The sequence below is a fragment of the Bacillus sp. JZ39 genome (assembly GCF_053903145.1).
Window position 1 is genome coordinate 1465534 of sequence record NZ_CP096389.1, and the last position, 15132, is coordinate 1480665.

Annotated in this window: 15 protein-coding genes; 14 read left to right on the forward strand and 1 reads right to left on the reverse strand. The window is 44.3% G+C overall.

The genetic code is table 11. The annotated features are described in order from the left end of the window. Nucleotides 1-6: 6 nt before the first annotated feature. From M1D65_RS07700 to sipT, 14 genes are all read left to right on the forward strand, one after another. The gene (locus M1D65_RS07700; RefSeq protein WP_064671332.1) at nucleotides 7-1299 is read left to right on the forward strand and encodes a molybdopterin molybdotransferase MoeA; all 1293 of its coding nucleotides are present in this window, start codon (nucleotides 7-9) and stop codon (nucleotides 1297-1299) included. Continuing rightward, entirely contained in the window at nucleotides 1260-1781 is a 522-nt protein-coding gene (gene mobB, locus M1D65_RS07705; RefSeq protein ID WP_064671333.1) for a molybdopterin-guanine dinucleotide biosynthesis protein B, read from the forward strand. Before M1D65_RS07700 ends, mobB begins: the two co-directional genes overlap by 40 nt. Next, nucleotides 1781-2254, forward strand: a complete 474-nt coding sequence (locus M1D65_RS07710) for a molybdenum cofactor biosynthesis protein MoaE (RefSeq protein WP_064671334.1) — start codon at nucleotides 1781-1783, stop codon at nucleotides 2252-2254. The genes mobB and M1D65_RS07710 overlap by 1 nt, the downstream gene beginning before the upstream one ends. Next, the gene (gene moaD, locus M1D65_RS07715; protein WP_014476678.1) at nucleotides 2247-2480 is read left to right on the forward strand and encodes a molybdopterin converting factor subunit 1; all 234 of its coding nucleotides are present in this window, start codon (nucleotides 2247-2249) and stop codon (nucleotides 2478-2480) included. Before M1D65_RS07710 ends, moaD begins: the two co-directional genes overlap by 8 nt. Before the next feature lie 223 nt (nucleotides 2481-2703). Next, on the forward strand, nucleotides 2704-4461 hold the full coding sequence (locus M1D65_RS07720) for an ABC transporter ATP-binding protein (protein WP_064671335.1): 1758 nt from the start codon (nucleotides 2704-2706) through the stop codon (nucleotides 4459-4461). 11 nt (nucleotides 4462-4472) lie between these two features. Beyond that, entirely contained in the window at nucleotides 4473-6287 is a 1815-nt protein-coding gene (locus M1D65_RS07725; protein ID WP_017696816.1) for an ABC transporter ATP-binding protein, read from the forward strand. Nucleotides 6288-6396: 109 nt separating this feature from the next. Beyond that, nucleotides 6397-7092: a toxin SDP protection protein YknW gene (gene yknW / locus M1D65_RS07730; protein WP_064671336.1), complete on the forward strand. Its 696-nt coding sequence runs from the start codon at nucleotides 6397-6399 to the stop codon at nucleotides 7090-7092. A gap of 4 nt (nucleotides 7093-7096) precedes the next feature. Beyond that, on the forward strand, nucleotides 7097-8230 hold the full coding sequence (locus M1D65_RS07735; RefSeq protein ID WP_064671337.1) for an efflux RND transporter periplasmic adaptor subunit: 1134 nt from the start codon (nucleotides 7097-7099) through the stop codon (nucleotides 8228-8230). Continuing rightward, on the forward strand, nucleotides 8231-8923 hold the full coding sequence (gene yknY, locus M1D65_RS07740) for an ABC transporter ATP-binding protein YknY (RefSeq protein ID WP_003232356.1): 693 nt from the start codon (nucleotides 8231-8233) through the stop codon (nucleotides 8921-8923). Beyond that, entirely contained in the window at nucleotides 8920-10113 is a 1194-nt protein-coding gene (gene skiZ / locus M1D65_RS07745) for a sporulation-delaying-protein transporter subunit SkiZ (protein ID WP_064671338.1), read from the forward strand. The genes yknY and skiZ overlap by 4 nt, the downstream gene beginning before the upstream one ends. A 279-nt stretch (nucleotides 10114-10392) precedes the next feature. Continuing rightward, nucleotides 10393-11148, forward strand: a complete 756-nt coding sequence (locus M1D65_RS07750; protein WP_014476685.1) for a DeoR/GlpR family DNA-binding transcription regulator — start codon at nucleotides 10393-10395, stop codon at nucleotides 11146-11148. Beyond that, nucleotides 11145-12056: a 1-phosphofructokinase gene (pfkB, locus tag M1D65_RS07755; protein ID WP_064671339.1), complete on the forward strand. Its 912-nt coding sequence runs from the start codon at nucleotides 11145-11147 to the stop codon at nucleotides 12054-12056. The genes M1D65_RS07750 and pfkB overlap by 4 nt, the downstream gene beginning before the upstream one ends. Before the next feature lie 14 nt (nucleotides 12057-12070). Then, entirely contained in the window at nucleotides 12071-13978 is a 1908-nt protein-coding gene (locus M1D65_RS07760) for a PTS fructose transporter subunit IIABC (RefSeq protein ID WP_038829599.1), read from the forward strand. A gap of 144 nt (nucleotides 13979-14122) precedes the next feature. Further along, nucleotides 14123-14704: a signal peptidase I sipT gene (gene sipT / locus M1D65_RS07765; protein WP_003232348.1), complete on the forward strand. Its 582-nt coding sequence runs from the start codon at nucleotides 14123-14125 to the stop codon at nucleotides 14702-14704. Between the two features lie 33 nt (nucleotides 14705-14737). On the opposite strand, the gene M1D65_RS07770 is transcribed toward sipT, so the two are convergent. Further along, the gene (locus M1D65_RS07770; protein WP_003232345.1) at nucleotides 14738-15007 is read right to left on the reverse strand and encodes a hypothetical protein; all 270 of its coding nucleotides are present in this window, start codon (nucleotides 15005-15007) and stop codon (nucleotides 14738-14740) included. Nucleotides 15008-15132 lie beyond the last annotated feature (125 nt).

The following is a 15132-nucleotide window of genomic DNA, read 5'->3' on the forward strand; positions in this document are numbered from 1 at the left end:
GTCAGAATGCTGGAGAAAAGAACACCGATACCGGTAGACGAGGCAGTTCGGCGTGTCTGCCATTTTCAAAAACAAGGTGAAACAGAATGGGTGGCGCTTGAAGACAGCCTTCATCGGTTTTTAGCCGAAGATATAACTGCGGATCACCACGTCCCTGCGTTTGATCGTTCGCCATACGATGGTTTTGCTGTCAGAGCGTGCGATACGGCAGAAGCTTCACGTGAAAACCCAGTTCGGTTTGAAGTTATTGACCATATTGGAGCAGGAGCAGTATCTGAAAAAGAACTTGGCCCGTTTCAGGCCGTACGGATTATGACTGGCGCGCAAATCCCTGAAGGGGCAGATGCAGTCGTCATGATTGAACTGACTCAAACCTTTGAGGAGAATGGGAAGTCATTTATGTCTTTAAAACGCCGCTTTCAGACGGGGGATAATATTTCAAAAACAGGTGAGGACGCTCAAAAAGGGAGTGTTTTACTGACAAAGGGCACCCGGGTGACACCAGGAGTGACGGCTCTTTTGGCAACATTCGGATACGCATCTGTGCCTGTCGTGAGAAAGCCTGTAGTCGGGATTATCGCAACCGGTACCGAATTGCTGAATGTCAGTGATCCGCTGGAACCGGGAAAAATCCGCAACAGCAATGCGAGTATGGTATATGCGCAAGCGATAGAAGCAGGCGCAACACCGCTTTATTTAGGGAAAATCTCTGATGAATTGGATAAAAGCTTTGCTGCAGTTAAAGAAGCGATGAAAAAGGTGGACTTCCTGATCACAACTGGCGGTGTGTCAGTCGGTGACTTTGACTTTTTGCCTGCGATCTATGAAAAACTCGGAGCGGACGTGCTGTTTAATAAAGTTGCCATGCGCCCGGGCAGCGTGACAACGGTGGCGCATGCAAACGATATGCTGATGTTTGGCCTTTCAGGTAATCCGTCGGCATGCTATGTCGGTTTTGAACTGTTTGTCAAACCGATAATCCAGACATGGCTGCTCAATGAAACACCGCATTCAATTTGTGCGGAAGCTGTTTTGACCAAGGATTTTCCGAAGCCGAACCCATTTACCCGATTTGTTCGTGCGCTCGTGCACCATCAGGAAGGGAAGCTGTTGGCGACACCCGTCGGATTAGATAAGTCGAGCTCTGTCACATCACTTGCAGATGCCAATGCATTTATTATCCTGCCGGGCGGCACGCGAGGCTACGAAACTGGCAGAACGGTTCAAGTGCTGCTCATTAGAGAAGAGAATGGAAGTGAATGGCCTTGGTCCGTCCTTTCCCGATCGTCCAAGTTGTAGGATTTCAAAACAGCGGGAAAACAACGTTTATTGAGCGCATTCTTGAAAAAGCCTCTGAACAAGGAGTCTATTTGGGCTGCCTGAAGCATCATGGTCACGGCGGTGAACCGCAAGCGCTCACGGAAGGAAAAGACACGGACCGTTACAAGGCGGCAGGTGCTGATGTAACAGCGGTAGAAGGTGCTGGTGTGTTACAGCTGACTGCCCGCCGCAATTGGGATTTGGCACGGCTGATCGAGTTATACCAATTTCTCGAAACAGACTGTCTTCTGATTGAAGGCTTTAAAAAAGCCCCTTATCCTAAAGTGGTTATCCTAAGTGAAAAGGAAGATCTGGAAGCGCTGCAAGCAGTAAATATAATCGCCATCATCTATAGAAAAAAAGAGCATATGACAGAGCATCAGGGATTACCCGTTTTTCATGCGGATGATCCGGTTGCCGTGGATTTTGTGCTTTCACAGCTGAAGGGGGAATCTGCATAATGGAACGGTTTGAGATTACGAAAACACCCATTAATACTGAAGACATCATTAAAAAAGTAGAGAAACGGGAAGCAGGGGCAATTACGACATTTATCGGTACGGTTCGGGAATGGACAAACGGAAAAAGAACGGTTCGGCTTGAATATGAGGCATATGAACCGATGGCCGTGCAAATGCTTGCTCAAATCGGCGCTGAAATCGAAGAAAAATGGGAAGGTGCCTCAGCTGCGATCACGCACCGTATAGGTGTGCTCGATATCGGTGAAGCAGCGGTGGTGATTGCTGTATCTTCTCCCCATCGAAAAGCCGCATATGAAGCCAATGAGTATGCGATTGAACGCATTAAACAGATTGTGCCGATTTGGAAAAAAGAAATTTGGGAAGACGGTGAGCAATGGATCGGCGACCAGCTAGAAACAACAGCTTATCCGAACGGAAAACCAGATCTAAGCGAGGGAGACCAGCATGATTAAAATTCTTTTATTTGCAGGACTGGCTGAACAGGCCGGTACACAAGCAATAGAAATAGATGTGGAACAAGCAACCACAGATGAAATAAAAGCGAGTCTAAAAGAACAATACGGTCTTGAATCTATTGATACGGCTATGATTGCCGTTAACGAAAGCTATGTAAAAGAAAATACCTCTGTATCTTCGGGTGACACGGTAGCCATCATACCGCCGGTCAGCGGGGGATGAAAACCGGACGGCATTTCAGCCGTCCGGTTTTTCTGTATTTCATTGGCATATCCCCAAGTATCCCCAGCATACAATGATTTTCTGTAAGCGTTTATTCTACATATGTTACTCCCTATAAAGTAAGAGACTCACTCCATAATTAGACTGAAATTTTGAAAAATAATAGAAATTTATTTCGGGTATCGATATAGTGAAGATAATAAATGTTGGAAAGGTGCTGGATATGGAGACATTTAAAAGATTAAAAATATATTATTGGCCGTACAGAAAAGTGTTTATGTGGTCGCTTCTAGCCATGCTTTTGATGACTGCAATTACTGTCGTTTATCCGATTATCCTGCAAATTACGATTGATGAGATCGTGCTGGGACGGCAGTATCAGCTTGCGGCGTGGGTCAGCTTAGGATTTATTGCGGTAATGGTTTTGAAAGGAATGGCTACCTTTTTTCATCAGTATTTAGGTGATATGTTCGGGATCAAATCCGTTTATCGGCTGAGAAATGGTCTGTATGAAAAACTGCAGCGGCTTTCTTTTTCTTACTATGATAACGCGAAAACAGGAGATTTGATGTCCAGGCTGACTGCTGATGTTGAAGGGCTTCGTTTTTTCTTATCATACGGTCTCGCTGAGCTCATTCGGTTCGGCCTGCTGGTAGCCATCAGCCTGTCGGTTATGTTTTACTATTCTGTTCCTCTCACGCTTGTGACAATAGCTGTTCTGCCATTTCTCGCGGTTGCGGTATACCGGTTTGACAAAAGAGTCCATCCCGCCTTCAGAGGCATCCGCAAATCGTTTGCGAAACTCAATACAAAAGTTCAGGAAAATATCAGCGGCATTAATACGGTTAAATCTCTTTCCAGGGAAGATTTTCAGATCAGCACTTTCAATAAAGCCAATGCAGAATACAGGGCGCAGTATTTACAAACATCATCCATCTGGTCTGCGTATTTCCCTTTAATGGAGTTCATTGGTAACATTTGTATTGTAGCTCTCCTCTCATACGGCGGTTACTTGGTTATGCAAAATCAGCTCAATCCCGGCGAGCTTGTTGCTTTCTTCAGCCTTGTCAATTATATGATGTGGCCCATTATGAACTTAGGTTTTGTCATCAATATGTTCTCTCAAGCAAAAGCGTCAGGGGAACGCCTGCTCGACATTCTGGAAAAAGAAGAAGACATTACAGATCATCCTCATGCTTTGCATAAACAAAAATTAACCGGAGATGTCCATTTCAAAAATGTTTCTCTTGCATACGGGAAAGAACAAATAAACGCGCTGTGCAATGTAAGCTTTGAGGCAAACAGCGGGAAGGTAATCGGACTGTTGGGCCCGACAGGTTCAGGCAAAAGCTCAGTGACACAGCTTCTCACCAGATTTTACAGTCCTGTTGGCGGAATGATTACCATTGATCACAAACCCATCACAGATTATTCGTTAAAAACCCTTCGTTCCAATATCGGGGTCGTACTTCAAGAATCCTTCCTGTTTTCATCTACGATTAGATCAAATATTTCGTATGGGCGGCCGGATGCCTCAATGGAAGACGTCATCGAAGCGGCAAAAAGGGCACAGGCTCATAACTTTATTATGGAGCTTCCTGATGGGTATGACACCATGCTGGGAGAGAGGGGAATGGGGCTTTCCGGCGGACAGAAACAGCGTATTGCCATTGCGAGAGCCATCTGCTTGAACCCGAGCATTTTAATATTGGATGATGCCACAAGCGCAGTAGATATGCAAACGGAGCACAGCATACAGCTTGCCTTAAAAGAAGTCATGAAAAACCGCACAACCTTTATCGTCGCTCACCGCATTTCTTCACTGAAACACGCCGATGAAATTCTCGTTTTTAATAAAGGACGCATTCGTGAAAGGGGAACACATCATGAGCTTCTTGAAAAAGGCGGCTACTATAAAAAGATTTACGATTTGCAATACCGTGATGTCAAAATGATTAATGAGCCGCATGAGGTCGGATAGGGAGGGGCCAAATGAAACAAGCGAAAAAACAGGGGATTTTAGAGCGTTTCTATTACTCTTCAGATGAAATCATTGAAAAGCCGTTTAACTGGGCTCAAATGTGGCGGCTGCTGAGCTATGTCAAACCATATCGAAAAACAATTTTGCCGCTTTCTTTTCTCACCGTATTAATTGGCACTGCTGTGAAGCTTGTGATCCCCATTTTGATCGGCGTTTATGTTCTTGATCAAGCGATTACAGGGAGAAACTCGGAGCTGCTGATTCAGCTCATTTTTATTATTAGCGGTTTATATGTCCTCAATTACGCCGCCAATGTGTTAAGAATCAGGTGGATGAATCAGCTTGGCCAGCATGTCATTTACGATTTGCGACAGCATTTATTTACCCATGTGCAGCGCTTATCCCATCGATTTTTTGATCAGCGGTCGGCGGGATCGATCTTAGTCAGGATCATGAATGATATTAACTCTCTTCAGGAGCTCTTTACAAGCGGAGTCATCAATTTGTTGACCGACTTGCTGCTTCTGGCCGGCGTGATTATCATTTTGTTTACGCTGAGCCCTGAGCTGACTATAGCCATCATGGTGACATTGCCGATTATGTTTTTTATTTCAACAAGTCTCAGAAAAAAAATACGCCGATCCTGGCAAACGGTACGGCTGAAGCAATCGAAGCTCAACTCTCATCTAAACGAAAGCATTCAGGGCATCCGGGTCACACAGGCATTTACGCAGGAAGAAGAAAACATGGCGTATTTTGACGGTGTCAATCAGGAGAACTATGAATCATGGCGGGAAGCAACTAGAAAAAATGCCATGTTCCGTCCGCTGGTAGAAATGACGAATGCGATTGGGACGGCTGTCTTGATTTGGTATGGAGCCACACTCATCATGAATGAAACCATTACGATTGGCGTCTTCGTTTCTTTTGCTTTCTATCTGGGAATGTTTTGGGAACCTATTTCGAGACTGGGTCAGGTCTATAATCAGCTGTTAATGGGGATGGCATCATCAGAACGGATTTTTGAGTTTCTGGACGAACAGCCAAATGTCAAGGAGAAGCCGAATGCCATTCATAATGAAAAGATAAATGGGGAGATCAGTTTTGAAGAGGTTGAATTTTCGTATGATGAAAAACGAAAAGCCCTTTACGCCGTTTCTTTCTCTATTCCGGCGGGCTCGACGCTTGCGCTTGTCGGGCATACAGGGAGCGGGAAGACGACGATTGCCAATTTAATCAGCCGTTTTTATGATGCGACCGGAGGCACCATTAAAATAGACGGTATACCGATTAAGGATCTTTCCCTTGCCAGTCTGCGCTCTCAAATCAGCATTGTCCTGCAAGATACATTTATTTTCTCTGGGACCATCATGGAAAATATTCGTTTTGGAAGGCCAAATGCTTCGGATGAAGAGGTGATGAAAGCGTCCCAAGCGGTCGGAGCGGATGAGTTTATTTCCGATTTAGCGGAAGGATACGCAACAGAGGTAGAGGAAAGGGGCAGCGTACTGTCTGCCGGTCAGCGTCAGCTCATTTCATTTGCAAGAGCATTGCTCGCCGATCCGGCTATTATCATCCTTGACGAAGCAACGGCAAGCATTGATACAGAGACAGAAGTAAAAATTCAGCAAGCGTTAAAAACGCTTCTGAAAGGGCGTACAGCAGTGATGATCGCTCACAGATTGTCTACGATCCGCGACGCCGACCGCATCATTGTTCTTGATCACGGCAGGAAAATAGAAGAAGGGAACCATGATCAGCTGCTCGCTAAAGGAGGCATTTATGCCGGGCTTGTGAAAGCGCAATACAGCACAGCGATAGAATAATATGAAAAGCCTTCAATATTGAAGGCTTTTGGAAATTTATTAGAAAAACATGAAACTTTTTGATATCCTTCCCGTACTATTTGTTAGATATTCTCAAGGAGGTTTTGAAATGGAAACGAATGTAGAAAAAAACAGCGGAACGGCGACTGAAAAGCCTTCACTTTTCGGAGTAATCACAAGTCCGTCCGTTCAATTTGAAAGAATAAGAGAAAGGCCGGCTGTATGGGGACCGCTTTTGATTGTTGCAGCAATTATCATCGTCGGTGCCGTGCTGCAATCACTCGGTACGGATTATAGTGAGCTTTTGAAAAGCCAGGATACGCAAGGGCTATCTGCTGAACAAATGGAAACTTTCGCAACAATAACCAAAGTTGGCGGAATGGTAGGCGCTATTATCGGCGGTATCGCAGCATTATTTATTGCCCCTCTTATTTATTGGCTCTGTGTAAAAGTATCAGGCGGTGTTACGACATATAAAAAAATGCTTTCTCTCGGTCTGTTTGTCACTTTGATTAGCAGTCTCGGATTATTGGTTAATGGAATCGTTGCTTTTACGACTGACGTGAATCCTCTTTACAGCACGACGTCACTGGCAGGGATTATCCCATCTGACGGGGCTCTCGCCAGTGTGTTAAATACCTTTGAAATTTTCAGCATCTGGAGCTTTGTATTATTAGCAATCGGACTTCACAAAACGGGAGGCATCTCCAAAAAAGCCGGGTGGATTTCAGCAATTATTCTATTCGGAATTTTAGTTGTATTTTCGCTTTTTTCAGGTTTAATCAATTCTGTGGCGGGTGCATAAGCTCATGAAAAAAGTCTGGATCGGAATTGGAATCGCAGTTATAGTCGCTCTTTTTGTTGGAATCAATATATACCGGTCTGCCGCTCCGACAAGCGGCAGCGCCGGCAAGGAGATACAGACGGGGAGCGTTGAAGAAAATGAAATCTCATCAACGGTTATGGTTCCTGGCACGCTAAAATTTTCAAATGAACAGTATGTCTTTTATGAAGTGGATAAAGGGACATTAGAAGACATTAAAGTTAAGGCAGGCGATAAAGTTAAAAAGGGCACGCCTTTAGTCACCTATACAAATGAGCAGCTGAGCCTGGAAAAAGAACAGAACCAGTTAACGTCTGAATCCAACCGGCTTCAAATTGACCAAATTCAAGAAAAGTTAAAAGCCTTAGACAGCAAAGAAAGAGAACTGGAAAAACAGGTAGGAAAGAAAGAAGCAGAAAAACAAATCGAATCTGAACGGACAGAGCTTCAAATGCAGAAAAAAACAGCGGAGATCGAATTAAAACAAACTGAGCTTCAGCGACAGTCACTTGCCAACCGGGTATCAGATCTTGAAGTGAAAAGCGAAATTGAAGGCACCGTAATTTCGGTCAACCAAGAAGCGGCATCCAAAAAGTCAGATATTCAAGAGCCTGTCATACATATCGGCAACCCAAAAGACCTTGTCGTCTCAGGGAAATTGTCTGAATACGATACATTGAAAGTCAAAAAAGGCCAGAAGGTCACACTCACTTCAGATGTAATACAGGGTAAAACATGGAAAGGTACGGTTTCCGCAGTCGGGCTTGTTCCGGATCAGCAGGAGAGCGCTGCGGCACAAGGAACAGAACAGGCGGTCCAATACCCGCTTCAAGTGAAAATAAAAGGAAATCTTCCAGAAGGAAAGCCAGGCTTTAAATTTATCATGAATATTGAAACAGATAAACGGAAAGCAAATACGCTTCCTTCAAAGGCAGTCAAAAAAGAAGATGACCAATATTATGTGTATACAGTAAAAGACGGAAAAGCAAAGCGAGTTGATGTCAAAATCGGCGAAGTGACAGATGACCTGACAGAAATTAAAGAGGGGCTTATCCAAGATGATCAAGTCATTTTGAATCCATCTGATCAGGTGACTGACGGAATGGAAGTGAAATCCTAAATGATTCAGCTTTCTAATGTGCGAAAAAGCTACCAGATCGGAAAGGAAACGTTTGATGTTCTCCATTCTATTGATTTGGACATTCATCAAGGTGAATATGTCTCGATTATGGGGCCGTCAGGATCAGGAAAATCGACGATCATGAATATTATCGGCTGTCTTGATCGGCCGACTTCCGGTACATATCAATTGGACGGCGAAGACATATCTTCATATAAAGATAAAGAACTGGCGGCAGTCCGTAACCGGTCCATCGGTTTTGTATTTCAGCAATTTCAGCTTCTTCCGCGGCTGAACGCAAAAAAAAATGTCGAGCTGCCGATGATTTATTCCGGGATAGGCAAAAAGGAACGTCAAGAGCGGGCTGAGAGAGCATTGGAAAAGGTCGGGTTAGCAGATCGAATGCTCCACATGCCCAACGAGCTGTCGGGCGGGCAGAAGCAGCGGGTGGCGATTGCGAGGGCGATCGTGAATGAGCCAAAATTGATTTTAGCTGATGAACCGACCGGCGCGCTGGATACGAAAACAAGCGAGGCGATTATGGATCAGTTTACAGCATTAAATGCCGAGGGAACGACAATCGTTCTGGTTACTCACGAGCCTGAAGTAGCAGATTGCACGAATCGGATCGTCATGGTGCGTGACGGAAACATTGTTCCTGCCAGCTCCGGACAAAGGAGTGTGGGAGAATGAGCCTGTTAGAAAACATCAGAATGGCTCTAAGCTCTGTCCTTGCCCATAAAATGCGTTCGATCTTAACGATGCTCGGCATTATCATTGGTGTAGGCTCTGTCATTGTTGTCGTTGCGGTAGGACAGGGCGGCGAGCAAATGCTGAAGCAGTCGATCAGCGGCCCGGGAAATACTGTGGAGCTGTACTATATGCCTAGCGACGAGGAGCTTGCAAGCAACCCGAACACTGCAGCTGAATCTACGTTTACAGAAAACGATATTAAAGGTTTAAAAGGAATAGAAGGCATTAAACAAGTCGTTGCTTCGACTTCTGAAAGTATGAAAGCGCGTTATCACGAAGAAGAAACCGATGCTACGGTTAACGGGATAAATGATGGATACATGAATGTCAATTCTTTAGAAATCGAAAGCGGCAGAACATTTACCGACAATGACTTTCTCGCGGGGAATAGAGCCGGAATCATCTCTCAAAAGATGGCTGAAGAACTGTTCGATAGAACCTCCCCTTTAGGTGAAGTTGTCTGGATAAACGGACAGCCCGTTGAAATTATCGGTGTGCTGAAAAAAGAAACAGGCTTGCTTTCTTTCGGTTTAAGTGAAATGTATGTGCCATTTAATATGATGAAATCCTCTTTTGGCACAAGTGATTTCAGTAACGTATCATTGCAGGTCGAATCAGCAGACGACATAAAATCGGCAGGAAAAGAAGCAGCACAGCTGGTAAATGACAATCATGGCACAGAGGATTCGTATCAAGTGATGAACATGGAGGAGATTGCGGCTGGAATTGGCAAGGTAACGGCAATTATGACGACGATTATCGGCTCAATTGCAGGTATTTCCCTTTTGGTCGGCGGAATCGGTGTCATGAATATCATGCTCGTATCAGTCACAGAACGGACACGGGAAATTGGAATCAGAAAATCCCTCGGTGCGACGAGGGGACAGATTCTGACTCAGTTTTTAATTGAGTCAGTCGTATTGACGCTGATTGGCGGTCTGGTCGGGATTGGTATTGGATACGGAGGGGCCGCGCTTGTTTCAGCCATTGCGGGCTGGCCGTCACTCATATCCTGGCAGGTTGTATGCGGGGGCGTGCTGTTCAGTATGCTCATTGGTGTTATTTTCGGCATGCTTCCTGCAAATAAAGCTGCAAAGCTTGATCCCATTGAAGCGCTGCGTTATGAGTAGCCTCATGCAACATGCATGAGGTTTTTTTATGTTTAGTGATTTCTACTATGAATATAAAAGACTTTTTTCATTAAAATAAGAAGAAAATGTCGTACAATTGTCCTTATTTTTGTCGAATTTACAGTTTACAAACCCTATAGACATACGTTAATATGGAGAAACGTGAAAGATTTTGATAGTTATTGAATGAATTTGAATGATTTTAGTTGCCTAAACCGAAAATAGCGTTTACAATGAAATTGTATTCAAAATGAATACGTTTTCATTAGGAGGTGAAGCATGCTAACTCCTGAACGGCATCAATTGATTATTGATCAAATAGAAAAGCATGATGTGGTAAAGATTCAAGAGCTTATAAATCTGACTAATGCTTCTGAATCAACAATCAGAAGAGATTTATCGACACTTGAAGAACGCGGTTTTTTAAAGCGCGTTCATGGTGGAGCGGCCAAGCTTTCCGATATCAGACTTGAACCCGATATGCTTGAAAAATCATCCAAAAACCTTCACGATAAATTGAAGATTGCTGAAAAAGCAGCTTCTCTTTTAGAAGAAGGGGATTGCATTTACCTTGATGCAGGCACGACGACATTGCACATGATTGATTTTATGGATAAAACCAAAGATATTGTCGTTGTCACAAACGGGGTGATGCATATCGATGCATTAATAAGGAAAGAAATTTCTTTTTATCTGCTTGGAGGATACGTAAAGCACAGAACGGGCGCGATTATTGGAGGCGCTTCATTGATTGCCATGGACCAGTACAGATTTGACAAGAGTTTTCTGGGGACAAACGGTGTCCATACAGAGGCTGGATTTACAACGCCGGACCCTGATGAGGCCCTTTTAAAACAGAAAGCGATCAAACAGGCAAAACACGCTTACGTCTTAGCAGACCCTTCGAAGTTCGGAGAAATTTCATTTTCGGCATTCGCCGGAATAGGCGACGCAACAATCATTACGACTGACGCTGAAGAGCTTACATTCGATAATTACCAAGAAAAAACTGTCGTAAAGGTAGTGAAACCATGATTTACACTGTAACACTTAATCCATCTGTCGATTATATTGTTCACGTTGAAGATTTTACTGTAGGAGGCCTGAACCGTTCTTCGTATGATACCAAGTATCCAGGGGGCAAAGGCATCAACGTATCGAGACTGCTGAAAAGACACCATGTGGCGTCTAAAGCGCTCGGATTCGTCGGCGGATTTACCGGAGAATATATCAAAACATTTTTACGGGAAGAAAACCTGGAAACAGCTTTTTCTGAAGTAAAAGGGGATACCCGTATCAATGTAAAGCTGAAAACTGGTGATGAAACTGAAATTAACGGGCAGGGACCGACAATTTCGGATGAAGATTTCCAAGCCTTTTTAGAACAGTTCCAATCTTTGCAAGAGGGAGATATCGTCGTTCTTGCAGGAAGCATTCCATCTTCACTCCCTCACGATACTTATGAAAAAATCGCAGAGGCCTGCAAACAGCAGAACGCACGAGTTGTTCTGGATATCTCAGGCGAGGCTCTTTTGAAAGCAACAGAAATGAAACCATTTTTGATGAAGCCAAATCATCATGAGCTTGGAGAAATGTTCGGCACGGCCATTACATCTGTTGAGGAAGCCGTTCCTTATGGGAAAAAGCTTGTAGAACAAGGCGCTGAACATGTAATTGTATCAATGGCCGGAGACGGAGCGCTTCTGTTTACGAACGAAGCTGTTTATTTTGCTAACGTGCCAAAGGGGAAATTGGTAAACTCAGTCGGAGCAGGGGATTCCGTTGTTGCAGGTTTCCTTGCCGGAATTTCCAAACAGCTGCCGCTTGAAGAAGCATTCCGCTTAGGAGTTACTTCAGGCAGTGCTACCGCGTTCTCTGAAGAACTTGGAACAGAAGAATTTGTCCAGCAGCTTCTTCCTGAAGTTAAGGTCACACGTCTATAGAGGAGGAAACACAAGTGAAAATAACTGAGCTTTTAACGAAGCATACGATAAAGCTTAATATTGAGAGCAAAGAAAAAGAAAATGTTATTGACGAAATGGTCACTGTTCTTGATAAGGCTGGAAAGTTAAATGACCGACAAGCCTATAAAGAAGCCATTTTAAATCGCGAAAGCCAAAGCTCCACGGGTATCGGTGAAGGAATCGCTATCCCCCATGCGAAAACGGCAAGCGTTATCAACCCGGCGATCGCGTTCGGACGTTCAAAAGACGGCGTCGATTATGAATCATTAGACGGCCAGCCGGCTCACTTAGTGTTCATGATCGCGGCGACTGAAGGCGCAAACAACACTCACCTTGAAGCATTGTCAAGACTTTCAACGCTGTTAATGCGTGAAGAAATCCGTAAGCAGCTCCTTGAAGCTGAGTCTGAAGATGCCATCATCGACATTATTAATCAGCACGATAAAGATGATGACGAAGAGGAAGAAGAAGAAGAAGCGGCACCAGCACCTGCCGGAAAAGGAAAAATTTTAGCGGTTACTGCATGTCCGACAGGTATTGCCCATACATTCATGGCTGCGGATGCCCTTAAAGAAAAAGCGAAAGAGCTTGGAGTGGAAATTAAGGTCGAAACAAATGGGTCAAGCGGCATTAAGCACAAGCTCACTGCCCAAGAAATCGAAGATGCCCCTGCAATCATTGTCGCAGCGGACAAGCAGGTTGAAATGGAACGTTTTAAAGGCAAGCGCGTACTTCAAGTTCCTGTAACGGCGGGTATCAGACGTCCGCAAGAGCTTATCGAAAAAGCGATGAATCAAGATGCGCCGATTTATCAAGGCAGCGGCGGCGGTTCAGCAGCTTCAAACGATGATGAAGAAGCGAGAGGCAAGTCTGGAAGCGGTATCGGAAACGCGTTTTATAAGCACCTGATGAGCGGTGTCAGCAACATGCTTCCGTTCGTAGTCGGCGGCGGTATTCTCGTTGCGATTTCATTCTTCTGGGGAATTCACTCTGCTGATCCGAATGATCCTAGCTACAACACGTTTGCAGCAGCATTAAACTTTATCGGCGGCGACAATGCATTAAAACTCATTGTTGCAGTTCTGGCCGGTTTCATTGCGATGAGTATTGCAGATCGTCCTGGTTTTGCGCCTGGTATGGTCGGCGGTTTTATGGCTACTCAAGCGAATGCTGGATTCTTAGGCGGCTTAATTGCCGGGTTCCTTGCCGGTTATGTCGTGATTTTACTGAAAAAAGTATTTACGTTTATCCCTCAGTCACTTGATGGATTAAAACCTGTTTTGATTTACCCGCTGTTCGGTATTTTTATCACTGGCGTATTAATGCAATTTGTCGTCAATACACCTGTAGCGGCATTTATGAATTTCTTAACAAACTGGCTTGAAAGCCTTGGTACTGGAAATCTTGTGTTAATGGGTATTATCTTGGGCGGCATGATGGCGATCGATATGGGTGGCCCGCTTAATAAAGCAGCCTTTACGTTCGGTATCGCCATGATCGATGCAGGCAACTATGCGCCTCATGCAGCAATCATGGCCGGCGGTATGGTTCCTCCGCTTGGTATCGCACTTGCAACAACCATTTTCAGAAACAAATTCACTCAGCGTGACCGTGAAGCTGGTATTACATGCTATTTCATGGGAGCTGCTTTCGTAACAGAGGGAGCGATCCCATTTGCTGCGGCTGATCCGCTTCGCGTCATACCAGCTGCTGTAGTCGGTGCAGCTGTTGCCGGCGGATTAACTGAATTCTTCCGAGTAACGCTTCCGGCGCCTCATGGAGGAGTATTCGTAGCTTTCATTACAAACCATCCGATGCTTTACCTTTTAAGTATCGTGATCGGTGCTGTCGTGATGGCAATTATCCTCGGTATCGTCAAAAAACCTGTTACAGAAAAATAAGAAAAAAAGCGTCCTTGGTTCGAAAGGACGCTTTTTCTTATCCGGCCGGCAGGGAGCGCGGTTAAGTTATGTATTTTATTCTTTTTTATGATAAAGTAAAAGAAGAGAAACAACTGACATAGCAATTGTCTAGGAGGAAACACTTTGACCGAGGAAAAAAATACGAATACTGAGAAAACGGCGAAGAAAAAAACCAATACGTACCTGGAATGGGGTAAAGCGATTGTCATCGCTGTTCTGCTGGCTCTCCTGATCCGTCACTTTTTGTTTGAACCGTATTTAGTTGAAGGTTCATCTATGTATCCCACATTACATGACGGAGAAAGGCTGTTTGTGAATAAAACAGTCAACTATATCGGCGAGCTGAAGCGCGGAGATATCGTTATTATCAACGGTGAAACTTCTAAAATCCATTATGTAAAAAGATTGATCGGAAAGCCTGGAGAAACCGTTCAAATGAAGGATGACACGCTTTATATAAACGGTAAAAAAGTAGCCGAGCCTTACTTGTCTAAAAACAAGAAGGAAGCAGAAAAACTTGGTGTCAGTCTGACAGGAGACTTTGGACCGGTTAAGGTTCCGAAAGGCAAATACTTTGTCATGGGAGATAACCGGCTAAATTCTATGGACAGCCGAAACGGGCTGGGACTGATCGCGGAAGATCGAATTGTCGGCACATCGAAGTTTGTCTTTTTCCCGTTTAACGAAATGCGTCAAACAAAATAAAAACGCCTTGCTGGCCTAGGACAGCAGGCGTTTTTATTTTGAAAAAGAAGCGACCAATGCAATGCATAAAACCGTGATGAACACTGAACCGATAATAGCTAGCACACTGAAGAAAAGGTGAACCTGTTTGTTCTCTTTTCCGCGCTTTTCTAAAAGCCGTTTAGAAAAAATGTGTGAAAATATGTAAATAAGGGCTATGCCTATATATAAGCCAATATCTTTGGCGGTAAAGCCTGTTACGGCAAGGTAAAAGCCCGTAAAAAAGATCAGTAAGCAATATTCAGTAAGTGTTAAAAGCCTCAACGTGTTCCTCCATGAGAGTGTGTAATTTTCCGAGCGGATGCATTCTCTCTCTTTAATTGTAACACAGCTGGCTGGTTTGGGTGTATAAGTGTTTTCTCTCTGTTTTATCAGGGAATCATTTCTCT

Excerpts from the sequence above, each read along its gene's own strand:
- M1D65_RS07720 (WP_064671335.1), top strand. The coding sequence starts at position 2,704 with ATGGAGACATTTAAAAGATTAAAAATATATTATTGGCCGTACAGAAAA.
- M1D65_RS07735 (WP_064671337.1), top strand. The coding sequence starts at position 7,097 with ATGAAAAAAGTCTGGATCGGAATTGGAATCGCAGTTATAGTCGCTCTT.
- moaD (WP_014476678.1), top strand. The coding sequence starts at position 2,247 with ATGATTAAAATTCTTTTATTTGCAGGACTGGCTGAACAGGCCGGTACA.
- M1D65_RS07750 (WP_014476685.1), top strand. The coding sequence starts at position 10,393 with ATGCTAACTCCTGAACGGCATCAATTGATTATTGATCAAATAGAAAAG.
- M1D65_RS07710 (WP_064671334.1), top strand. The coding sequence starts at position 1,781 with ATGGAACGGTTTGAGATTACGAAAACACCCATTAATACTGAAGACATC.
- M1D65_RS07700 (WP_064671332.1), top strand. The coding sequence starts at position 7 with ATGCTGGAGAAAAGAACACCGATACCGGTAGACGAGGCAGTTCGGCGT.
- mobB (WP_064671333.1), top strand. The coding sequence starts at position 1,260 with ATGGCCTTGGTCCGTCCTTTCCCGATCGTCCAAGTTGTAGGATTTCAA.
- M1D65_RS07725 (WP_017696816.1), top strand. The coding sequence starts at position 4,473 with ATGAAACAAGCGAAAAAACAGGGGATTTTAGAGCGTTTCTATTACTCT.
- pfkB (WP_064671339.1), top strand. The coding sequence starts at position 11,145 with ATGATTTACACTGTAACACTTAATCCATCTGTCGATTATATTGTTCAC.
- skiZ (WP_064671338.1), top strand. The coding sequence starts at position 8,920 with ATGAGCCTGTTAGAAAACATCAGAATGGCTCTAAGCTCTGTCCTTGCC.
- yknW (WP_064671336.1), top strand. The coding sequence starts at position 6,397 with ATGGAAACGAATGTAGAAAAAAACAGCGGAACGGCGACTGAAAAGCCT.
- yknY (WP_003232356.1), top strand. The coding sequence starts at position 8,231 with ATGATTCAGCTTTCTAATGTGCGAAAAAGCTACCAGATCGGAAAGGAA.